The organism is Halioxenophilus sp. WMMB6 (genome assembly GCF_033283405.1).
Classification (GTDB): Bacteria; Pseudomonadota; Gammaproteobacteria; order Pseudomonadales; family Cellvibrionaceae; genus Halioxenophilus.
On sequence record NZ_JAWMQR010000001.1, the window covers coordinates 937,085 to 959,588 of the forward strand.

The 22,504-nt window shown below is 53.2% G+C and carries 21 protein-coding genes; 4 read left to right on the plus strand and 17 right to left on the minus strand.

The window, feature by feature from the left end; genetic code table 11:
- Positions 1 to 79: 79 nt before the first annotated feature.
- From SBL51_RS04015 to rpoE, 3 genes are all read right to left on the minus strand, one after another.
- Positions 80 to 1,036, minus strand: a complete 957-nt coding sequence (locus SBL51_RS04015) for a MucB/RseB C-terminal domain-containing protein (protein ID WP_317929374.1) — start codon at positions 1,034 to 1,036, stop codon at positions 80 to 82.
- Positions 1,037 to 1,262: 226 nt separating this feature from the next.
- The gene (locus tag SBL51_RS04020; protein WP_317929376.1) at positions 1,263 to 1,967 is read right to left on the minus strand and encodes a sigma-E factor negative regulatory protein; all 705 of its coding nucleotides are present in this window, start codon (positions 1,965 to 1,967) and stop codon (positions 1,263 to 1,265) included.
- Between the two features lie 149 nt (positions 1,968 to 2,116).
- Positions 2,117 to 2,701 carry an RNA polymerase sigma factor RpoE gene (rpoE, locus tag SBL51_RS04025; RefSeq protein ID WP_317929378.1) on the minus strand — a complete coding sequence of 195 codons (585 nt, stop codon included), beginning with the start codon at positions 2,699 to 2,701 and terminating at the stop codon, positions 2,117 to 2,119.
- A gap of 424 nt (positions 2,702 to 3,125) precedes the next feature.
- On the opposite strand from rpoE, the gene nadB reads away from it, so the two are divergent.
- Complete coding sequence (gene nadB / locus SBL51_RS04030; protein ID WP_317929380.1) at positions 3,126 to 4,754, plus strand: L-aspartate oxidase; 1,629 nt, start codon at positions 3,126 to 3,128, stop codon at positions 4,752 to 4,754.
- 24 nt (positions 4,755 to 4,778) lie between these two features.
- Here nadB and SBL51_RS04035 read toward each other — a convergent pair whose 3' ends face one another.
- Positions 4,779 to 5,207, minus strand: coding sequence for a protein YgfX (locus tag SBL51_RS04035; protein ID WP_317929381.1), 429 nt, complete (start codon positions 5,205 to 5,207; stop codon positions 4,779 to 4,781).
- The gene (locus SBL51_RS04040) at positions 5,176 to 5,427 is read right to left on the minus strand and encodes a succinate dehydrogenase assembly factor 2 (RefSeq protein WP_317929383.1); all 252 of its coding nucleotides are present in this window, start codon (positions 5,425 to 5,427) and stop codon (positions 5,176 to 5,178) included. Before SBL51_RS04040 ends, SBL51_RS04035 begins: the two co-directional genes overlap by 32 nt.
- 387 nt (positions 5,428 to 5,814) lie before the next feature.
- On the opposite strand from SBL51_RS04040, the gene SBL51_RS04045 reads away from it, so the two are divergent.
- Entirely contained in the window at positions 5,815 to 6,651 is an 837-nt protein-coding gene (locus tag SBL51_RS04045; protein WP_317929385.1) for a hypothetical protein, read from the plus strand.
- 302 nt (positions 6,652 to 6,953) lie between these two features.
- Positions 6,954 to 7,790 (plus strand): HDOD domain-containing protein, encoded by an 837-nt coding sequence (locus tag SBL51_RS04050; protein ID WP_317929387.1) that lies wholly within the window; start codon positions 6,954 to 6,956, stop codon positions 7,788 to 7,790.
- Between the two features lie 72 nt (positions 7,791 to 7,862).
- On the opposite strand, the gene ung is transcribed toward SBL51_RS04050, so the two are convergent.
- The 8 genes from ung to SBL51_RS04090 form a co-directional block, all read right to left on the minus strand.
- Positions 7,863 to 8,555 (minus strand): uracil-DNA glycosylase, encoded by a 693-nt coding sequence (gene ung, locus SBL51_RS04055; protein ID WP_317929388.1) that lies wholly within the window; start codon positions 8,553 to 8,555, stop codon positions 7,863 to 7,865.
- Positions 8,556 to 8,622: 67 nt separating this feature from the next.
- A complete protein-coding gene (locus tag SBL51_RS04060) occupies positions 8,623 to 8,868 on the minus strand; it encodes a hypothetical protein (protein ID WP_317929389.1) in 246 nt (81 codons plus the stop codon).
- A gap of 681 nt (positions 8,869 to 9,549) precedes the next feature.
- The gene (locus tag SBL51_RS04065) at positions 9,550 to 10,314 is read right to left on the minus strand and encodes an esterase/lipase family protein (RefSeq protein ID WP_317929390.1); all 765 of its coding nucleotides are present in this window, start codon (positions 10,312 to 10,314) and stop codon (positions 9,550 to 9,552) included.
- Between the two features lie 53 nt (positions 10,315 to 10,367).
- Entirely contained in the window at positions 10,368 to 10,685 is a 318-nt protein-coding gene (locus SBL51_RS04070) for a GNAT family N-acetyltransferase (RefSeq protein ID WP_317929392.1), read from the minus strand.
- A gap of 196 nt (positions 10,686 to 10,881) precedes the next feature.
- Positions 10,882 to 11,358: a nuclear transport factor 2 family protein gene (locus tag SBL51_RS04075; RefSeq protein ID WP_317929394.1), complete on the minus strand. Its 477-nt coding sequence runs from the start codon at positions 11,356 to 11,358 to the stop codon at positions 10,882 to 10,884.
- A 77-nt stretch (positions 11,359 to 11,435) separates the two neighbouring features.
- Positions 11,436 to 11,831 (minus strand): GFA family protein, encoded by a 396-nt coding sequence (locus SBL51_RS04080; RefSeq protein ID WP_317929395.1) that lies wholly within the window; start codon positions 11,829 to 11,831, stop codon positions 11,436 to 11,438.
- Between the two features lie 17 nt (positions 11,832 to 11,848).
- Positions 11,849 to 12,619 (minus strand): DUF2889 domain-containing protein, encoded by a 771-nt coding sequence (locus SBL51_RS04085; protein ID WP_317929397.1) that lies wholly within the window; start codon positions 12,617 to 12,619, stop codon positions 11,849 to 11,851.
- A 159-nt stretch (positions 12,620 to 12,778) separates the two neighbouring features.
- Positions 12,779 to 13,354 (minus strand): DUF1287 domain-containing protein, encoded by a 576-nt coding sequence (locus SBL51_RS04090; RefSeq protein ID WP_411860461.1) that lies wholly within the window; start codon positions 13,352 to 13,354, stop codon positions 12,779 to 12,781.
- 277 nt (positions 13,355 to 13,631) lie between these two features.
- On the opposite strand from SBL51_RS04090, the gene SBL51_RS04095 reads away from it, so the two are divergent.
- A complete protein-coding gene (locus tag SBL51_RS04095) occupies positions 13,632 to 15,857 on the plus strand; it encodes a putative bifunctional diguanylate cyclase/phosphodiesterase (RefSeq protein ID WP_317929399.1) in 2,226 nt (741 codons plus the stop codon).
- A gap of 260 nt (positions 15,858 to 16,117) precedes the next feature.
- On the opposite strand, the gene lysS is transcribed toward SBL51_RS04095, so the two are convergent.
- From lysS to SBL51_RS04115, 4 genes are all read right to left on the minus strand, one after another.
- Positions 16,118 to 17,641 carry a lysine--tRNA ligase gene (gene lysS / locus SBL51_RS04100; protein WP_317929401.1) on the minus strand — a complete coding sequence of 508 codons (1,524 nt, stop codon included), beginning with the start codon at positions 17,639 to 17,641 and terminating at the stop codon, positions 16,118 to 16,120.
- A 55-nt stretch (positions 17,642 to 17,696) separates the two neighbouring features.
- Positions 17,697 to 18,792, minus strand: a protein-coding gene (gene prfB, locus SBL51_RS04105) for a peptide chain release factor 2 (protein WP_411860451.1) whose coding sequence is annotated in 2 segments (ribosomal slippage) — positions 17,697 to 18,719 and positions 18,721 to 18,792 — 1,095 coding nt in all. Because the reading frame shifts where the segments join, the coding sequence is not laid out codon by codon here.
- A 112-nt stretch (positions 18,793 to 18,904) separates the two neighbouring features.
- The gene (gene hrpB, locus SBL51_RS04110; protein ID WP_317929403.1) at positions 18,905 to 21,424 is read right to left on the minus strand and encodes an ATP-dependent helicase HrpB; all 2,520 of its coding nucleotides are present in this window, start codon (positions 21,422 to 21,424) and stop codon (positions 18,905 to 18,907) included.
- Positions 21,425 to 21,481: 57 nt separating this feature from the next.
- Entirely contained in the window at positions 21,482 to 22,252 is a 771-nt protein-coding gene (locus SBL51_RS04115) for a methyltransferase (RefSeq protein ID WP_317929404.1), read from the minus strand.
- Positions 22,253 to 22,504 lie beyond the last annotated feature (252 nt).

The window sequence follows — 22,504 nt, forward strand, 5'->3', positions numbered from 1 at the left end:
GGCCTCCACCCGAACTTACCGCCTGGGTAGAGCATTTGTCGGCCACTCTGCAAATCCAGTGCCTGCCCCCACAATTGGGCTACTCCTGTGGCGCCGTAACGGCCACTTGGCCGATAGACATCGCTAGCTTTTGTGCCGTTACTTTGGGCACTTCACCTACCACCGCCACCTGAAAAACCTCTCCACCCGCTAACGCTTTATCCAGATAGACCACCGTTGCGCCACGCCGTGCCTCACCTTCCAGGGTCGGGCCACCCGCAGAGCGACTAACAAACACACTGAATCGACTGATACCATCGCTGTAGAGGAACATATCGGTCTGCTGATCCGTTTTAACGGCAACCAGGTTGAACCCTCCCGGTACCCAGCCGAGTTTCCAAGCAGAGTGGTTTTCAACCTTCGCACAATTGACGCTAACCAAATGATCGTCCGGCTCCGTTTGTACAATCGCAGAGTCAGAATCCTCAATTGGGGTAAATTCGACAAATTGGAATCGCTCAATGATCCGCTGACCATTAACCAACGATAGCAACAGGGGTAGGTGAGTTTCGCTGTCCACTGCTAATCGATAACCAAATCGATATTCATCTCTGGGCTCGGCAGCCAACATAATTACCGGCCGCCCTGCTATACGATCATCACCAATGGTTTGAAAACGATAGTATTGCACCAGATTTCGCTGCTGGAAGGCATTCTGTCGCGAGCTCAATGGTTGATCACAGGAGTGCTCATCAAAGTGATGCACAATAGCCTTGGCAACCCGCCCGCTCAGATGCTCCAATCGATTAGTTTGCGCACCACCAAAGACTTGATGATTAACACGAATAGATTCAATCGTTCCTGTGTGCTCGTAGGTGTATATCCCGCTGTAACTCGTGGTCTGCAGGGCCTTCTCCACACTGGCCAGCAAGGCCTGGATCGCAGGATCTGTATCCGAAATGACTACCTCTCCCCAGCAGGACAGCGAGAAACTCATGATCATCAGGAGAGGAGGAATGCGGAGGCGTTTACCGATTAGCAATAGAGGTTTAAACATAGGTAGGCTTGCTTAGGAAATAGTTGGAGCTACAATCAGTTTCGACCTGTATACCCCACTTGAGTGCCGATTTTATAGCGTTTGGCAACACTTAGTCAGTTTTTATGACACCTTTTATGGCGCCCCAAACAAAAAAGGCTCCGAAGAGCCTTTTTTTAGAACCATCTGTTTGTTTAACCAACGACTCGTCTATTCGCTAAGGTTGAGAGCCTAAAAAAGATAGGGGTTATTCTTGGGCCGGTTCGATTCTGGGAACACGCTCGAACGGCATGGCACCTTCGATCTCGAGTCCGGAATTGGCATGTTCAGCCATCAACTGACGCAGAAACTCTTCAACGGCCGGATTGGCAGCCTGTACGTCTGAGCGTGGCTCAAACACCACTGGTACAGCCGAGCGACGCTGATCGAGAACAATGCCATCGGTACTGACATTGCGGACACTCAGCCCTGGCGTACCGTAACCCATCGGCAGATTAGCCGCTGGGGCGAAAACCTGATCTTCAACGGCTACACCACCCGTATTAGCGGCGACTGTTGCTGCTGGGGCTTCGCTTTCAGGGGATATCTGATTGACAGCGAACACCGCCACTACCGCGACAGAGGCAGCGATAGCGACACGCCCCAAGTGGCCGGCAACACCACCGAAACGTCGTCGACCGGCATCCACGGCCAAACCATTATGGTTGGGCTCTTCGGCAATTAATTCCGAGATACTCGCGCTCAGGTCCACCTGGAAGAAACCGGCTTCCTCCCTGCGAATACTGCGGCTCGCTATCTGGTAGCGTGCCCAGGTCTTGCGCAGTTCGCTATTGTTCTCACTCTCAGCCAGGATGCGGCGCAGTTCCAACTCACTTGCTTCACCATCCACCATAGCGGACAACGACTGCCGCAGTGACTCATCGAAAGGAGAAATGCCTACTTGCTCTGCCATAGAACTACTCTACATATCTTCAATGGTTAACACCTACAGGGGAGATTTCCAGTCTCATCGAAACTCTAACCTTAACCCTACCTGAACAATCTGACTGTATGGACCCAGGTGAATTTAATTGGTTCACACCAAGTTCAAAAAATAAATTGTTAATCGAGCAGTGGACGAATGGCCTTATCAACGGCTTCCCGTGCACGGAATATACGTGACCGCACAGTACCCACCGGGCAATCCATCACAGCGGCAATGTCTTCATAGCTTAGCCCTTCCATCTCTCGAAGGGTAAGTGCGGTACGCAGATCCTCTGGCAAACTGGCGATCGCCGTGTTTACCACCTCTTGCAGCTGATCCCTGGCCATGGCCCCCTCCGGGGACTCTATATCACGCAACGGTTCGCTGCCGTCGTAATAGTCAGCCTCATCAATGTCGACATCCGAAGATGGCGGCCGCCGACCACGGGATACCAGATGGTTTTTAGCCGTATTAATGGCAATCCTGTACAACCACGTATAGAAAGCACTATCTCCGCGAAAGTTACCGAGCGCCCGGTAGGCCTTTATAAATGCCTCCTGCACAACATCGTAAACTTCAGCATTGTCCTTTATGTAGCGGCTGACTATAGCGATGATCTTATGTTGGTATTTCAACACCAACAGATCAAACGCCCGCTTGTCTCCTTTCTGTACTCTCTCTACCAGCTGTTGGTCGGAATTAGGCGTGGCATTGCCCGTCATTCAAAACTCCAAAATTGCCAATTTGGCAAATAGACTCCCCTCGGTAGCGTCAATGTACGCTTCTGACTCAGTGCCATCCTGTCTGTTATCCGGCCTGGAGTGAGATTGCCCTTGGGTTTAATAGTGTGCTGGCGGCATCTTATCTGCGGGGTGGATCTAGCTCAAGTTTGAAGCCCCTTTCCGGGCCTGATAGTCGAGCAAAGGGAAAACTTAAACCCCCGATTGGCGCTAATTGTCACCATATTTGCCAGCTTGGCAAATCCCAAAGCCAATAATCGGGCTGTGAGACAGGCACATTCTTAGCAAAGTTCCCATAACCCCCTTTCAGTAGCCACAATAAGTCTATGTTTAATCGACAATTATGTCGCTATACTCTGCTTCGGTCACACGCTTGTAATACCCCAACAGTAGGCCCTCCCCGAAAATGACAAATACCTTCTATCATGACGTCCTTATTATTGGCTCTGGCGCAGCCGGTTTAACCGCGGCCCTGCACCTACCGGAAGAGTGCTCCGTAGCCATCATCAGCAAGGGCCAGATAAATGATGGGTCAACCTGGTGGGCTCAGGGGGGGATTGCCGCTGTTCTGGACGACGACGATACCGTGGAACGGCATGTGAAAGACACCCTCTCGGCCGGGGCCGGGCTCTGCCACGAAGATTCAGTCCGTTTTACTGTTGAAAACAGCCGGCCGGCAATCCAGTGGCTCATCGAGCAGGGTGTACAATTCACCCGGGATGAAAACAGCGATAAGTACCACCTGACACAGGAGGGCGGCCACACCCATCGACGCATCATCCACTCTGCCGATGCCACGGGCAAAGCGGTACACAGCACACTGATTGATCAGGTCTACGCCCGCAAAAATATCGAAATCCTCACCGGTCACCTGGCCATCGACCTGGTTACCCAGGCCGATGCCGGCTCGCCCAAATACCGCTGCACCGGCGCTTATGTCTATAGCCTGGCCACCGATAAGGTGGATCTCTTCCAAGCGAAAGCCGTCATTTTGGCTACAGGCGGTGCCAGTAAGGTGTATCTCTACACCAGTAACCCTGATGGTTGCAGCGGCGATGGTATCGCTATGGCGTGGCGCGCGGGCTGCCGGGTCGCCAACATGGAGTTCAACCAGTTTCACCCCACCTGCCTGTTCCACCCCAGTGCCAAAACCTTTCTCTTAACAGAAGCGCTTCGCGGCGAGGGCGCCAAGCTGGTACTGGGTAATGGTGAGCGCTTTATGGAACAGTTCCACCCCATGGCGGAACTGGCACCGCGCGATGTCGTCGCCCGGGCCATCGACCACGAGATGAAGCGCTTAGGCCTAGACTGCGTTTTCCTGGATATCTCCCACAAATCGCCCGAGTTTGTCCAGTCACACTTCCCCACCGTTGCCGCCGAGTGCCTCAAGTACGGTATCGATATCACCAAGCAACCCATACCGGTAGTACCCGCTGCCCATTACACCTGTGGTGGTGTGGTGGTCGATAAGCATGGCCGAACCGACCTCGACAACCTATACGCCATCGGTGAAACCTCATTTACGGGATTGCATGGCGCCAACCGAATGGCCAGTAACTCCCTGCTGGAGTGTATTGTGTTTGGTATCGCCGCAGCGAAGGATGTCATCAGCAAGCTTGGCAATATCCAAGCGCCTGAATACCAACCAGAATGGGATGAGAGCCGGGTAACCGATTCCGATGAAGACGTTGTCATCTCTCACAACTGGGACGAACTACGCCGCTTTATGTGGGACTACGTGGGCATCGTTCGGACCGGTAAACGGCTGGAACGCGCCAACCATCGCATCAAACTGCTGCAAAAAGAGATCGCTGAATACTACAGCAACTTTAAAGTCAGCAACGATCTGATCGAACTGCGCAACCTATGCGATGTGGCGCAGTTGATTATCCGCTCGGCAATGGCCCGCAAAGAGTCCCGCGGACTGCATTTCTCCCTGGATTTCCCCAACCTCAAGCCTTTTGCCAGAGATACCATCCTGGTACCGCTCAATTTTGCCGCTCAGGACGTAATTGTCGGCCGCAGCGAAGCCTAACCCGGCCAGTGTGACGATTGAGCACTAAAAGTACCCGGTTTGGATAAGCACCCGTAACGCCCGAGCCTGCTCGGGCGGAGTATTATCCGGGCTGATCCAGAACACCCATCTACGCGGCCAGCCACCCACATTGCCAAATTGCAGCGCAATCGTCCGAACACCAAAATAGAAAGCAGCTCCCGGCCGCAGTAGCTGCCGCTGGCCCGCATACAACCAACTCCACTGCCCCTTCTCAAACAGCAGTTCACCACAGTGCCGGCGGCGCGCTCTTCGATACGACCAAAAAACAACCAAAAGCACCAGGCCGCTGGCCGCAATAGCGATGCCTGCAGCCACCCGGGAGAGACCAATTAAAAGCAGTGTGACAAGGGTGCAACTGGCGTAAAGCCAGAGCAGCAGCGCTGGTGGCTGTAACTCCAGCCTAATCGCCGGGCTGGAGGCCGGTGTGGGCACGGATGATCTTTACAATTTTGAGGATATTGGGGTCAGCTGGGTCGACCTTATCGATGAACCAGGAGAACATATCCTGATCTTCACTCTCCAGCAGCGCCCAGAACAGCTCCTTGTCCGATTGCGGCAGGTCGTCATAATGGTTGTCCAGAAAAGGTTGTAATACCAGATCCAGCTCCAGCATGCCTCGGCGGGAAGCCCAATATAAACGGTTTTTTTCCATTGTGTACGGTACCTAATTCAATCTAACGTCAGCGGCCGGCGATTATAACGCAGTAGCCCTCCTGCCGGGCCAAGAATCTTTGCTTAGCCACAAATGCCGGGTAGTGAGATAAATATCCACTCTATGCTGTGTACGCTATTTGCTATACCGTTGTGAAACCTTCGTTTTTCGACTCATTAGGAGCATATTGTCATGTCGAGCCGGGCAGCATGGTTGGAATTCCTACAATCCCAGGGAGCCAACCTGCAAAATGATCACCTCATCGCATATCCAACCACCCCTCAATCAGCTCTGGCCGCACAGCTCTTTGCACTGCCTAATTACGAATTGCTAACCATAGCCGGCCCCGATGCAAAGAAGTTTCTCCAAGGCCAGGTGACCTGCGATATGAATCAGCTGGACGGCCACGCCGCTCTCAATGGCTGTCAATGCAATCCGAAGGGGCGCATCATCTTCAATTTCCTGGCAAACGCTCCCGAGGCCGAAACCATACAATTACGTCTCCCCACCGAGATGGTAGAGATAGCCCGAAAATCTCTGGGCAAATATATCGTCTTCTCCAAAGCGGAATTCACTGATGCCTATAGCCCGATCATTGGTATTGAGGGCGAGCAGGCAGAGTCGTTGGTAACCACCGTGTTTGGCCAGGCACCAAGTAAAGATCTGGCAATTAGCACCAGCAAAGTTGGCACAGTGATCCGCCTCTCTACTACCCGCTTCGAGTGTTGGCTGAATGCCGAAACTGCCAGCCAGACCTGGTTGCGTCTATCTGAACTGGCACCCGTTGCAGCCACTGACCAGTGGCAATTAGCTGATATCCGCGATGGTATCGCCAATGTCTTTGCCCCCACGACTGAGGAGTTCATCCCGCAAACACTCAACTACGGGCAGTTAAACGCCATCAGTTTTACCAAGGGGTGTTACACCGGCCAGGAAGTAGTCGCCCGTATGCAATACCTCGGCAAACAAAAGCGCCACACCTACCGAGGCTCTACCAAAGCGGCTGATCTGCCCTTGCCAGGCGCCAACCTCTACGTGCAAGGCAGTCAGCAGGCGGCAGGAAAAGTTGCCTGTGCCGCGGCCAGTACCAATGATGAGCTGGAACTGCTTATGTGCTTAAGCGATTCCGCCTTTGCACAGGGGGCCGTCTATCTGGATCCAGAGTACCAAACGCCCGTTCATTTTTTGGAACTCCCCTACGATTTAGCCGAGAGCACCAAATAGAGCGCCTAAAAAGTCGGCTCCAATGACTCATTTGCACAACCTACCCAGATCGGAGGTAGGTTGTGCCCGCCCAGCCCAACTGACCAAAGAAATTCACTCCCCCGTTTCCCCCACCAGGCTGCTGGTAGCACCCACAAAAATAACGATTTCTCGAACTTGCTTGCTTAATTTCACGAACCCAATAACCCGAGCTTGATCCTCGTCACTTGTCTACTAGAGTGAAGTGGTGGCGTGCAACCACATCAGTTAGAGCTATAGTTAACAGGTACCAGGATTTCTGTACCTGGCGAGAGAGAGGACCAATGGCACAAATACTCGAGCAAGTTAGAAATGAGATTCTTCTGGCCATCAAGAACGATGAGCTGGTTCTACCAACGCTTCCGGAAGTCGCCCTGCGAGTGCGCGACGTAGCAATGGATCCGGAAGCCACCATGGATCAGCTGGCCAAAGTCATTGGCAACGATCCCTCACTGTCAGCGCGTGTCATCAAAGTCGCCAACAGCCCCATTATGCGGGCCAGCCGTAAAATCGAAGATTTACAAATGGCCCTATCGCGCTTGGGTATGGACTACACCTGTAACATAGCTACAGGCTTGGCTATGGAACAGATGTTTCAGGCTACCTCCGATATGGTCGATAAACGTTTACGCCAGATTTGGAACCGATCGGCTGAGGTTGCCGGTATCGCCCATGTTCTGTGCCGCCACTACACCAATCTACGACCCGATCAGGCTACCCTGGCGGGACTGGTTCATCAGATTGGTGCCTTGCCTATTCTTACTTATGCTGAGAACCATTCAGCCCTGCTTAAAGACGCCATCACCCTCGATACCGTCATTGAGAAGCTGGGGCCAGCTATTGGTAACCGAATTCTGGCAACCTGGGATTTCCCCGAAGAGATTCGCCGTATACCTTCCGAACACCTGGACTTCACCTGTCAGAAACCGGTGGTCGACTACGCCGACGTCGTGACAGTCGCGGTGCTGCAAAGCTATGCCGGCACGAATCACCCCCTGGCCAAAATAGATTTTCACAAGGTCACCGCCTTTGCCCGCCTCGGTTTGGATCCCGACATGCAATTCGCCGAAGGCGAAGATCTGAGCGAAGATATGGCAATGGCCATGGAGTTACTCAAATAAATAAACGGGGCTTGCCCCGTTTTTTCTCCCTCTCTCGCAAGCGAATCCTGCTATACAACTAGCCCGCCCTCACTAACGTATCTGCCAGTCGATGGGAGTTAACCCATGTTCACTGAGGTAGGCGTTCGCCTGGGTAAAGTGGCGGCAACCAAAAAATCCGCGGTGGGCCGACAAGGGCGATGGGTGCGGCGACTGCAACACCAAGTGCTTATTACGATCGATAAACTGCCCCTTCTTCTGGGCGTAGCTACCCCAGAGAATAAATACCAGATGTTCGCGTTCATCGTTCAGCAGGTGCACAACGCGATCGGTAAAGCGCTCCCACCCTTTGTTCTGGTGCGATCCAGCCTTACCCGCTTCAACGCTGAGCGTTGCATTGAGCAGCAATACGCCCTGCTCTGCCCACGCTTGAAGATTGCCATGTGTGGGAATCGATATACCAAGATCCTGGTGCAGTTCTTTGTAGATATTTACCAATGAGGGGGGTATCGGCACTTCGGGTCGAACCGAAAAACAGAGGCCATGGGCCTGCCCCGGCCCGTGATAGGGGTCCTGCCCGAGGATTACCACTTTAACTTTGTCAAAACTTGTACTATTCAGCGCATTGAACATCTCTCCGCCGGGTGGATAGATGGTTTTACCGGAGGTCTTCTCCTCTTTGAGAAAGGCCTTCAGCGTGCGCATATAGTCCTGATCAAACTCTGATTTCAGGTGGGTAAGCCAGCCGGGGGAGAGTTGAATACGAGTTGAATTATTAGAAGCCACTAAACCTTTCCGTTATTGGTAAAGCGACTAATCTTAGACGTTGAGACTCAAAGAATCGAGGGCGGGTTCAGCCGGTACCGCGTAAACCCTCTTTATTGTACCAGTGGCGGTGGTGGACATTGACCTGCATCCAGCAGTTGGGCAGATCTTCACCAGAGACAAAGCTCAACTCTGCCTTGTCGATGCTGACAGGCTCCGCATCGCGGTATCCCTTTAGATTTTTTACCTGCGCCGTGGTACGACAGGGATCGGTTAACTCTGAAATACTACAGGCTTCAACAAGAGACCCAGTGGACTTTAGTTTAAGTAGCATGGCTACAGGCTCCGAAAGATAACCCCGGCTTTTTATCAAAAAAGTTGACCACCTGGGAAAAAATGTTTTAGAAGTTTGCGCTAAATCTAAAACCGGTCGTCAAAATTTACGAAACAGGGGTTCGAATTTATCATTATTATTTTTCCACTCCTGGGTGGCTGAGACCTACCCAATCGACTTGCCTAATCCGGTTTAGCTAATTCACCGTTGTCGAATAGCCGAGAAAGCGACAGCCTGTTCACCTCCTCGCCTAAGAGCGAAGGCTTAATGTAAACATCAATTACGAATTACACAAGTGCAAAACTTGATCAATTGAGACCTACTTAGAATTTAAATGCCATGATTTGCAATAGGTTATGAGCCGCCTTCGGGTAATTACAGCTTGATTTGTACAGTCAAATTTTTGTTATAGCGGCCAAAGTATTAGTTATTTTGGTAACGAGCAAGCTAAACATGGGGAATTTGTCCTGATGTTACCCCCAAATCTATTCGCGATTACGAACACGCCATGCGCGCAAAAAACGGCTATTTGGTCAACACCAATAAGCCAACGATGCGCTGTAATTTTAAATTGTGTATTGAATTCAAAATATTGAAACCAAGGCGCTTAGTTTAATCGCCGTCATGCATCAACCGGTAAACCAGTAATAGCTAATAGAGAAAGTCATCGCAATAAGGCGCCTAACCACTCGTAATATTCTGGTGCAAACAGTTAATTGGCTCAGCCTGCTCACTCTGAAAATAGCCGTGCGATAAGAAGCTCACCACCTCATCGATAACCTGCTTGTTTTTCATCATCATCGGATGAGAAGTCGGTAGAGAGACAAAGCCACACATCCCCTCCACCTTAGTACTGGCGACAGAGACCTTGCCATCGTCAGGGTTTGGCAAATAACTGGAAAGCAATAAGTTTATCGATTCTGTGCCAGCAATAACCCCCAACTCAAAAAACACTGGTCCAAGCTTTTTCGGAACACTGGCCTCATCGGTTCCCAGCTCCTGCCCGGCCGGTCCATTAAGCAATGCAAAACCGGGTACATTTTTTAGATGATCAACCACTTCACTGCCCTGGTTGGGTGGTCCCAGCATGACCACCCGATGCAGCTGCTCCGGTTCATGATTTGAATAATAGTAACGGACCAAAATTCCACCCAACGAATGAGTGACAAAATTAATCGGCTCGGACTGTTGCAGCCGGCATTGCTCAATACCCTTAGCGACGGCCAATTCAGATAACTCTGCGATGGTCTGTTCGCGAGATGGATAGTCAACATTGACCACAGTAAAACCCTCGGACTGCAACCGCTTGGCAAGCTTGGCCATTGACGCATCACTGCGAGCCAAGCCGTGCAGTAAAACCACACACTCAGAGGCGTAGCAGCCGCCACTGCCGATCACCAGCACAGCAAGCAGAAGAGAACAGCATTGGCCTATTAATCGGCTCATGGAGAAATTAATCCTTGATATATCTAACGAGGCCTCTGTGGAAAAAACCCTGGTCAAGCTTGAATAACATCGCCAGGATTCAATACCCAACATCGCTCATTACGGGTAAAGCCCAAATGGCCATAGTAGGCATCCGCTGCCGGCGCAGCGATCAATATTAATTTGCATTTTGGCCCCAACTGCTGCTGAGTAAGCTTCTGCAGCTGTCGGCCTATGCCCAATTTTTGCAAACGTTGGTCAACCGCCAGGTCTGATAAATAACAGGCGTAATGAAAATCCGTTACCGAGCGGGCAATACCCACCAGCTCGTCTCCCCGCCAAGCAGAAACAATTAAATTGCTGTTGGCCAACATTCCAGCCAAACACGCCATATCGTCTACTGGCCTGCGCTCTGCCAATGTCGAGACTCGCAGCAACTGTACAAACTGCGCTGTGGTAACTGTCGAATTTACTCTGTATTCAATAGGCATAGCCATTTTTATCCAGCTTTCCCTGGCAACTAAATTAACTCTCTATTCTGGCTCAAAGAAACACCATCTTAATTAGTAATAGTGCTTCTAAACCCTATCAACGGGTGTTATTGATGGCCATGGTGAACAAACTATTGGGTGAGCGCCAATCCAAACGAACCTTCCTATGCTGGATTAACCATTGATCTTTAACCTTTTGAAAGGAATCAACGTAATAGCCACAGTGATCTGGGCCGATATCGGTATAGGCTGTCCAGTAAGTGCGAGCTTTGGCTGAATCAGCGTCAACAATTACGATATCACTGGTTGATATGTGATGGCGTACGAAGGTCGCCTGGGTTGCAAGAGCGCTGGGTTCGGTAGCCAAATCCCGCCAACGCTGTAGCCACGCGCCAATCTCTTTCTTACCTTGGTACAGAAACGTATCACTGGCACCAACTTCTTCCGACTCTAAAATAGCATCCGCCGTAAAGACCTCCAAAAACTCCTGCACGCGCAATCGATCTCCAGCCATGGTGTAGCGGGTGATAGTTTGCCGAATGGATTCACGTGTTAAAAGTTCTTCTATGTTCATACATTTCTCGCTCTCTGCTCCACTCAGGGAATTCCATAAATCTGGTCTATTCAGTCAGCAGCAACAGACAAAATTGATCACTCTCTACCCCCGGAAAATTCAGGCAGCTGTGTCGGTGATTCAAACCATTTTGGTCTGCTCGCACAATAGATATTGGCATTAGGCTTAACGTTAGGCTCATCATTCAAGGTGCCCAGTGCGATCTCAACTTCATGATTATCCGCTATTACGTGGTAAAAAAGATTTGAACCACAATGGTTACAGAAACCTCGCTCAGCGATGCTCGAGGATCGATAAGTCTTGATAAACTCTTTGCCTGAAAGCCACTCCAGGTTTTCAACCTTCACAGAGCCATAAGTGGCAAATGCCGAACCACTCTGTTTACGACACATCGAACAGAAACAGTTGGCGATATTGCTCTCAAATTCAGCCACCTGATATTGAACTCGACCACATAAACAGCTGCCGCGCATGGCTGTCTCTCCTGGAATCAAATAAATTTGAGTAGCTGTGCTTCAGTCTCGGTAAAATCGCGGGTGGCATTCATCGTCCGTACAGCGTTAACCACTACCTCGGGCGAATAGGAGTAACAAACACCCGACATCTGCTCGGTTTCAGTTACCGGCTTGCCTTGCAGCTGGCTCATATCGGCCCGGCGCGCATTGCTGACAAAATAGCCCTTCTGCAAAATAAAAGCAGCCTCTCGCTCCAGGCCCAGGTAGTGCCGGGCGGCCCACTGACCAAAACCACTCCCTAAACTCTTGCCTTTAAGATCCCCGTCTACAATCGACCAAGAACCGACCCCCCACTTCAGAATAAGTTCGCCATTCAAACTAACCGAAGCTTCAGTGAAATTATCCACTTCATCAGGAATCACCACATCCCATAGCCGAATATCTTCTCCCCTCAAGGCGTGCTGTATGGCCAGCACCGTTAAATCATAGAGATGCGTACAATTCATTTTAGGATCAGACTTTTGGGCCAGTGCCTTTAGATCCGCATCCAAACCAATACCAACCAACTGTTCTATCTTATCGGTGGCACCGCCACAGGTGGTCAAGGGGAAGCGAATGGATTCACCAACAATTCCTGTAACGCGTTGGCCATTATGTTGGACTGTGGAGCGAAATCCATGATTGCAATCTTCCAGCTCAGCCACCACTTGCTCGGCTGAGCCAAGCAACTTTATTCGGCGGCGAAAAATACCCTTGCCGTAATTGGGGTTGAATGGAAAATCTTTCGGAAATCTTGGATTGGCCATCTATTAATACCACTCTTGTTATCGACAAATCACTAAAACGGCGCTAGTGCCGAATTTAATAAAGCACAGAGATACAGTCACCCTGCCCGCTCTAACATTGTTAAACTTTCGTAAACCATCAATTAGATCACCAATGAAACCACAAGGCAGGTGACCAGGCTAATAGTCCACCGGAAAAAAACGATAATGCCCGGTTATTTCGTAGTCAAACAACATATCTTGCAGCTTCGGCCCCAACCCCATATTGTGCACCACCAAAGGGTTACCGCTAATCTCGGAACGTACATCGCTAACAATGCCAATATGGGGTAGATTGCCGGGCAATTGCCAAGTGACAATATCGCCGGCGGAATAGAGTCCTGGATTGTGACTAATAGCAAGCTCCTGGCCATGGCGCCTAAAATAAACCGCCAGATTGAGTACGCGGCGATGGTCGATATTAGTATCGGGCTGGGTCAAGCCCCAAACCCGGCGCGATGGGTAGAGCTCGAAATTGGCGACCATGTCTTCATGCACCAATTGCTGTAAATCGATGCCCAAGGCCCGGTAAGAACGAATAACGACATCCGTACAAACACCCACATCTGCCGGCACATCGCCGTTGGGATAAGCAATTGAAAAATAGGAACCATCGTAGGTTATTGCCAACTGGGTTCTCGCCTTAGCGGCTTGGACTAATTGCACCACTGCGGAATCGGCAACCGCTGGTGATGGCACAAATCCATTAGCGGCAATAAATAGGAAAAAACCCAGGAAAACCGCTGAGCCTCGCCTCAGCCGAAAACCTGGAGAGAACTCTTTGTTCAACCTGTTTATTGGGTCATTAGCCTCACCGGTGTGATGACGAAGCAACTGGGCTATGACCAAGCAGTAAACCCAACACTTTTGGCCAAGCTGTGCAGCACCGTTTAAACACCAGAGTGCACTTAAATTGTATGTGGTTTTTATACCCATTTCCCTCTTCGCACGGCTAATCTATACTGGCCACTTTTATAATTATCTGCCCGGCTTGATGGTATCGTTTATTAACAACTCCAGCGACTACAGAGAGAAATTGGGAGAGGTCTATACCGATCTAGCCCAAATGGGATTAACCCACCAAGGTACTCTCCATGCGGCGCTGAATCGTACTACCGAAATCTGCGCGCGGGCACTGGATGCATATCGAGCCAGCATTTGGCTGTGTGACGATCGTGGCGATCTTTTCTGCCATACACTCTACAGCAGTAGTCTCCCTTCTAAACCCTCCCAGTACAGCCTGCCACCACTAACCGACTACTGGTCTGAGCTGGCCAAATTTCGGGTTATCACCACGGCCGGCGCAGGTATCGAAGCAATATCCAACGCGCCAGCCATAGGCGTTGATTGTGCAGCCGGCATCCACTCATTAATTGACGCCGCAATTGGCACTAAGCAAGAATTTCGCGGCATTCTGCGCCTGGAAATAGCCGAAGAAAACAGGGTTTGGGCAGAGTTCGAACGCCGTTTTCTCACCGCTGTGGCTGACCTACTGGCCCAACAGATCACTCTCAACCAGCTGAAAAACAACGAGGCCAAATATAAGGCGTTGTTTGAAGGGGCCAGTGATGCCATTTTTGTGATGCAAAATGGGCTCTTCTCGGAGTGTAATCCTGCCGCCTTAACCATGTTTGGCGCCACCCGCCCGCAGATGATCGGCCAGCCGCCCGAAGCCTTCTCTCCCCCCTTGCAGCCCGATGGTGAGTGCTCCAGCACCAAGGCACAACGGATGATCAATGCCTGCCTGGCCGGCAAACCACAGATCTTTGAGTGGCGCCACCAACGCTACGATGGCGTTCCGTTTGAAGCGGAAGTCAACTTAAATTGGATGCACCTGGACGGCAACATCGCCGTGGTGGCCATAGTGCGGGATATCTCCAAGCGCAAGCAGGCTGAACAAAACCTATTGGCCACTCAGCGGCAGCTGGAGTACCGGGCCGGCCACGACTCGCTAACCGGGTTACCCAACCGGGACTACCTGCATAACTACATCGGCAAGCTGATTAAAATTGCCGATAGCCAATCTCCCACACTCCATTTCGCGCTGCTTCTGTTCGATCTCAACCGCTTTAAAGAGGTAAACGATACGCTTGGCCACGCCACTGGTGATCGGGTATTGCAACAGATTGCCGAGCTGCTGCAAACGGGCTTAAAACCCTTTGGCGGCAGGCTTTTCCGCTTAGGCGGGGACGAATTTGTTGTCGTGGTCACGGATCACCACTATCACGAGCCTTTCGCCCTCTTGCCCGGCCACCTTAATCAGATCCTTAGAACACCGATCAGAATCGATGAGATTAAACTGGAGATGAGTGCCAGTATTGGCGTGGCTCTCTATCCGGAGCATGGCAACAACAGCCACGAATTGCTGCGCTGCGCCGATGTTGCCATGTACCACGCTAAAGCCAACGAGGGGGCTTCATCGCTCTACGACCTCTGCAACGACCTGCACAGCAAACGTCGCCTGGCCATGATTGTCGAACTGGGCACCGCCATCCGAGAAGACCAGTTGCTGCTGCATTTCCAGCCGCGTATCGATATCAACAGTGGCAAGGTTACCGGTTGCGAGGCGCTGGTCCGCTGGCAACATCCGAGCCTGGGCCTGATTCCGCCCGGTGAGTTTTTACCCCTGGCCGAAATGAGCGATCTGATCCACCCACTGGGCGCCTGGGTGGTAAAACAGGCGTTAAAACATATCAAAGCATGGCAAGCGATGGGGTTTAACCTACCGGTGGCTATTAATCTGTCTGCCCGCAACCTCAGTGATATCGCCCTGGCCGATCAAATCGCAACGCTGTTAAAAGAGTACACCATCCTCCCCCACCTCCTGGAAATAGAGATCACCGAAAGCGCGCTGATACACCACCCTCAACGGGCAATCGACAACCTCACCCGCCTGGCAAAACTGGGCACACCACTGGCCATTGATGATTTCGGTACCGGCTACTCGTCCCTGAGCTACCTGAAGAAATTACCCATCAGCACCTTAAAAATCGACCGCAGTTTTGTCAGCGATATGCTGGCCGACGACTCCGACGCGGTGATTGTGGAAGCGGTGATCACCCTGGCCCACAACTTCTCGCTAACCGTGGTCGCCGAAGGGGTAGAGACCCAACCGACAATGGTGGCCCTGCAACTGCTGAAATGCGATGAAGCCCAAGGCTTTCACATCGCCCGGCCAATGCCGGCGGCCGAATTTACCGAATGGCTGCAAAACCACTAGCCGTGGTAAACCGGTAACACGTCACTGGCCGAACACCCATCGGTAACCCCCTCCCTAATTCACGATAACCACAGTTATAACACTCCGCTGCGTAAGCAGATGGGCACTGTAAGGCTTGCTATGAGCGGACAATTTTGCGGCGGAACTTAGGCTTGAGGGGGCCGTGTGGAGCTGTAAAGGGGGATAAAAGAGAGCTGGCTTGGCAGGCAGGAGAGGAAGCGGCCCGGTGTGTGACTCCGGGCCGCAGTCTCTGGTTATAACTACTTGTCAGACGACGGACGCATGGCGGGGAATAACAGTACGTCGCGAATGGACGGCGAGTCGGTGAGCAGCATCACCAGGCGGTCAATACCAATCCCCTCACCGGCCGTGGGCGGTAAACCGTACTCCAAGGCGCGCACATAGTCGCCATCATAGTGCATCGCCTCCAGGTCACCGGCATCTTTCTCGGCCACCTGGGCGCGGAAGCGCTCGGCCTGATCTTCGGCATCGTTGAGCTCCGAGAAGCCATTGGCGATTTCGCGGCCACCCACGAAGAACTCAAAGCGGTCGGTAACGAAGGGGTTCTTATCGTTGCGCCGGGCCAGGGGTGACACTTCAGCCGGGTACTCGGTCACGAAGGTTGGCTCATCCAGGCGATGCTCCACCGTCTTCTCGAAAATTTCGATCTGTAACTTGCCGAGGCCCCAGCTCTCTTTTACTGGAATCTTCAGGCTGTTACAGACGACAGTGGCCGCCTCGACCGTGTTGATATTGTCGGCAGTCAGCTCCGGATTAAAGTGCAGGATGGAGTCAAACACAGAGATACGGTGGAAGGGCTTGTCGAGGTCGTAGCTCTTTTCAGAAACCACCTCACCATCGCCATTCTTAACCGTGCTCTTGATGGTGGTAGAACCCAATACGGTCTCCGCCAGCTGGCGCAACATATCTTCGGTTAAGTCCATCAAGTCGTGATAGTCGGCGTAGGCCTGGTAGAACTCAAGCATGGTGAATTCCGGGTTGTGCCGGGTAGAGAGGCCTTCGTTTCGGAAGTTTCGGTTAATTTCAAACACCCGGTCAAAGCCACCCACCACCAGGCGCTTGAGATAGAGCTCTGGCGATATGCGCAGGAACATCTCGATATCCAGCGCATTGTGGTGAGTGATAAACGGCCGGGCTGCGGCGCCACCGGGAATCGCCTGCAGCATGGGGGTCTCCACCTCCAGGAATTCACGTCGGGCCAGGTACTCACGAATAAAGTTGATAATCTGGGAACGCTTTTTAAAGGCGTCGCGCACATCCGGGTTGGCGATCAGGTCTACATAACGCTGACGATAGCGCATCTCCTGGTCGGCCAGACCGTGGTATTTATCCGGCAGTGGGCGCAGAGATTTGGTGAGCAGCTGGTAGCTCTCCATATTGACGTAGAGGTCGCCCTTGCCGGATTTATGCAGCGCACCGCTGATACCAACAATGTCGCCCAGGTCGATACCCTTGGCGAACTGGCGCGCCTCTTTGGTCACATACAGCTGAATCTGGGCACTCACATCCTGTAGCACCATAAAGGCGCCCCGCGAACGAATCACCCGGCCGGCTACCGCCACCTGATGGTTGAGCTCTTCCAACTCCTCCTTGGACTTCTCGCCAAACGCTACCAGTAGTTCCGAAGCCTTGTGCTGTGGCCGAAAATCGTTGGGAAAGGCTACCTCGGCGGTTTCGCGAATCTGTTTTAACTTAGCGCGACGCTCGGCAACCAGTTTGTTTTCGTCTTGTGGCAGGGCGGAGTGTTGGTCGTTGTCGCTCATTTTTAGTCCAATGTTGATTGTGAATTTGCTGCAATTAAAAAGTTAACGTTTGAGATTAAACGCCGGCTTTTAAGCTGGCCTCAATAAACTGATCCAGGTCGCCATCAAGTACGGCCTGGCAGTTGCTGGTCTGCACGCTGGTGCGCAGATCTTTGATGCGGCTGTCATCCAACACGTAGGAGCGGATCTGGCTGCCCCAGCCGATATCGGATTTACTATCTTCCATCGCCTGCTTATCGGCATTGCGCTTCAGCATCTCCTGCTCATACATCTTCGCACGCAGCATCTTCCAGGCTTTATCCCGGTTCTGGTGCTGGGAGCGCTCACTTTGGCAGGAGACAACAATACCGGTTGGCAAGTGGGTCAAACGGACTGCGGAATCGGTTTTGTTAATGTGCTGGCCACCGGCACCAGAGGCGCGGTAGGTATCTTCTCGGATATCGGCTTTGTTGATCTCGATTTCGATATTGTCGTCCACCTCTGGCGAGACAAACACCGAACTGAATGAGGTGTGACGGCGATTACCGGAGTCAAACGGACTCTTGCGCACCAACCGGTGAACACCGGTTTCTGTGCGCAACCAGCCGAAGGCGTATTCGCCCTCAAAGCGAATGGTGGCACTCTTAATACCCGCCACCTCACCGGCGGAACACTCCTCCAGTGTGGTTTTAAAGCCCTTGTCTTCACCCCAGCGCAGGTACATACGCAGCAGCATCTCGGCCCAATCCTGGGCTTCGGTACCACCGGAGCCGGCTTGAATATCGAGGTAGGCGTTGTTTGGGTCCATCTCCCCGGAGAACATGCGGCGAAACTCCAAGGTGGCCAGTTGCTGCTCGAGGTTATCGATTTCCGACTGAACTTCCGCCAACAGATCTTCGTCGTTCTCTTCCGCGGCCATCTCCAACAGCTCACGGCCGTCGGCTACACCCTGGTCGAGGGTGTCGATGGTGGCAACCACGATCTCCAGGGATGAGCGCTCGCGGCCCAACGCTTGAGCCCGCTCCTGGTCATTCCAGACATTGGGTTCGGCAAGTTCGGCCTCTACTTCGGCCAGGCGGTCTCTCTTTTCGGCATAGTCAAAGATACCCCCTAAGCACGTCGGTACGGCTTTGCAGGTCTTTGAGGGCGTTCTGGTATGGTGCTATTTCCATGATTTGATCAATTCGTCTTGTACGCGGGCAGGCCGCAAAATCTGTTAAGGCGGGCGGGCCGCTCAGAAAAGGAGCGGATTGTACCCCAGCCGGTGCAGCGAAGTTAACCCTCTTAATGCCTGGGTTTTGCTCGGCGGGTGGCCGGCACAGAGTAGGGATCCTCCGGCCAGTGGTGTTTTGGGTAGCGGCCCTTCATCTCTTTGCGCACCGCCTGGTAGGAGCCCGCCCAAAAGCCACCCAAATCCTGGGTGATCTGCAGCGGGCGCCCCGCCGGTGACAACAGGTGAATCACCAGGGGCAGGCGCCCCTCAGCCAACGCGGGGGTGGTGGCCAGACCAAACATCTCCTGCAGGCGTACCGCCAACACCGGCGGCTCCTGGGTGTAATCAATGGCGATGTTGGAACCAGAGGGCACTGCAATTTTGCTTGGCAGCAGTTCGTTCAGCCGCTGTTGCGCCGGCCAATCCAACAAATTGAGCAGCAGGCTCGCCACATCCACCCGCTGAAAATCCTCATCCTTGGTGATCGTGTCCAGGGCCGGGGCAAACCACTGCTCCAGGTCGTGCAACAGAGCCGTGTCGCTCACCGCAGGCCACGGCTCCTCGGGCTGCAAGGTGGCCAGCCACTGCAGGCGGGCGCGCAGCTGAGTTGCCTCTGGCGTCCAGTTGAGCAGCCCCAAACCGCGCTTGCGCAGACGCTGGCTAACCGCGGCGCGCTTCTGTTGCGGGTTGAGCTGTGCAATTGCCTCGCTACGCCACAACAGCTGCCCCACCCGCCAGCGCTGCTCACCCACAAAACGACCATTGGCGTCGTCCCAGTCACAGATAATTTCCGAGCTCACTAAATGCTTAAAGTGGCCAACCAGCAGCGACGGGTCAAACGCCGCCGCCAAAAAGACCCGATCGCGGGCGGTCCCCTCGCGCCCACCTAGGCTCGCCACCGCCAGCCATTCTGACTTGGTCAAGGGGTCGTGGGCTTCGAGGCTCACCCCGCGACCATTGGCCAGCTTGTAATCGGCACCTCGCTGACGCCGGGCCAGGCGGTCTGGGTAGGCATTGGCCAAAAGCCAAGCCTGCTGCTGCTCCGCTGCCAGCGGCAAACGGTCGGTATCGATGGTTAGCGCTTCGGTGAGGCGCGCCAGCTGATTTGCCTCCTGCCGTAAACGTTTAGCCGCCGGCGTCTGGCTGTGCTGGATAAAGTCCATCCGCTCGTGAATATCAACACTGTGGTGGGCACCCTGCAGTGGATCCTTGGCCGCCAACAGTGCTGCCAAAAGAGTCGCCTCACTCAGTAAGCCCTGAGCCTTGGCCCGCACCAGCATATGCCCTATGCGCGCCGCCACCGGTAACTGCAGCAGCTGTTGACCGTGTGCAGACAACCCCTCGCCGGCCAAGGCACCCAACTCCTCCAGTAACGCCTCGGCACTGGCAAACAGGCTCGCGCTAGGCGGGTTTAACCAGTGCAACTCCTCAGCGGCAGTCACCCCCCAGGCTCGCATCTGTAACACCAGCTCGGTTAAATCGGCATTGACTATCTCTGGCGTATCCTGCTCGGCCAGCTGTTGCTGCTGGCTCGCCGACCACAAACGATAACAGACACCAGCCGCCAACCGGCCTGCCCGCCCAGCCCGCTGGGCCGCGGTCGCCTTGGAGATACGCTGGGTCGCCAGCCGGGTGAGCCCGGTGCGTGGATCATAGCTGGGGTTGCGAATTAAACCGGAGTCGATCACCACGCTGATACCGGGAATGGTCAGACTGGTCTGCGCGATACTGGTGGCCAGAGTAATTTGCCGGCTGTTGGCCGGTGGCGGTTGCAGCACACGGCGCTGGTCTGCCAAATTGAGGCTGCCGTGGATAGCGGCCACCCGCACATTGTCAGCCAGCCCGGCTTCCGTCAGCGCCGTCTCTGTGCGAGCTATCTCCCCCACCCCGGGCAGAAACACCAATAGATTGCCCGCAGCCTCCGCCAATGCCCGGCGAATGGCGGCCACAATGGCGGGTGTTTGGTCGCGCCCGGGCTCGTAGAGGCCGGTGTAGATGGTCTCAACCGGATAGGCCCGCCCCTCACTCTCAAGACAACGCACCGGCTCACCACAGGCCTCACTCAGCAGCCCGGTAACTCCACCGCCATCGAGGGTGGCCGACATCACCAGTAATTTCAGGGCTTGCTCGCGCAGGTCGCCAAAGAGCTCCCGGCTGGACAACGCCAACGCCAGGGCCAGGTCACTGTTCAAACTGCGCTCGTGAAACTCATCGAATATCACCAGGCCAACTTCGGCCAAAGTTGGGTCCGCCTGCAACAGGCGCAGGAACACCCCTTCTGTTACCACCTCAATACGAGTGTCGTCACTGACTACGGTTTCCAGGCGCACTCGGTAGCCAACCCTGGCCCCTACCGGCTCGCCCAACAGTTCGGCCATACGCTCGGCGGCAGCACGAGCGGCGATACGGCGGGGTTGCAGTAGGATTATCTTCTGCTGGCCAAGCCAAGTCTCAGCCAAAAGCGCCAAGGGTACCAATGTGGTTTTACCGGCGCCTGGGGGCGCCAACAAAGCGAGTTGATCAGAGTGTTGTAACTGGCCCTGAATTTCGGCCAAGAGATCGGAAATTGGGAAGTGGGGTAATTCGGGCATAGAGAAGAGGCTAAAACCAGCGCCAACCAAAAGGGGCGCTAGTTTAGCACTCCGGGACTATTCCGGTTTGCGGAATTTGAGTGTGAAGCGGTCGCTATGACCCACCATCTGCTCGTCGGTGGTATCGAACACCAATTTATCAGTGGGCTGGTAGTGCAGATCGCTGTAGTCCTCAAACACAAAACCAGCATCAAGCGCCTCTTTGATAATCATCACCGGATCGAGACGGCGCCATACTGGGCGGGAGTAGGGCTCGTTATGGCGACGGGTATGGTCCACCACCGCGTAGATCCCACCGGGTTTAAGTGCCTCAAACACTTGCTTATTAACCAGTGCCCTAGTGGCATCGTCAAAATTGTGCGTATTACGGAAGGTGATCACCATATCGACATCCTTGACACCAAAGTCGAGGCTCTTCAGGTGAAAGATGCCTTTGATATCCGTGGGCTCAAGCTTGGAATCGAGCGCTAAAAACTGTACGTCGCCGAGATTCCACTGGCCAATATCGTCCCTCACCCAACCGGTATTCAACGCCTCATATAACTGGCCCTTCTCCTTCAACACATTACCGAGAACTTTGGTGTACCAGCCGTGCCCGGGCATCAGTTCAATGACCTTCATATCGGGCTCCAGCCCAAAGAAGGTGAGGGTTTCAAGTGGCTTGCGCTCACTGTCCCGCGCCTTTTCATCATCGGTACGAACTTCAGACTCAAGTGCCGTACGGATTACCTCCTCGGTCGACTCAGCCAGTACCGAACCACCGGAAAAAAGCGACAGGAGAAAAACCGCTGTGGTGATGGGCCCTGTACTTGCTCTGTGATATCTCATATTTCCCCCTTATAAATAGCTGTTTGCAACGAATAACCCGAGGGGTAAGGTTCCCTGACGGTGAAAAAGTTCGATGCGAAATCTGCGGCAAGAGAGATTATGGAAGACATGGCCTAGGCACCGCTAGAAGCGGCCGGCAAGTATGCCCCACCAGCCATAGGGGCACTGTTATCCCTATTGTCTCAGCGTTAAGCGAATCCCGCCTCCAGCCGTACTCTCATCGCCCAATCCACGCCGTACAAATGCATTCAA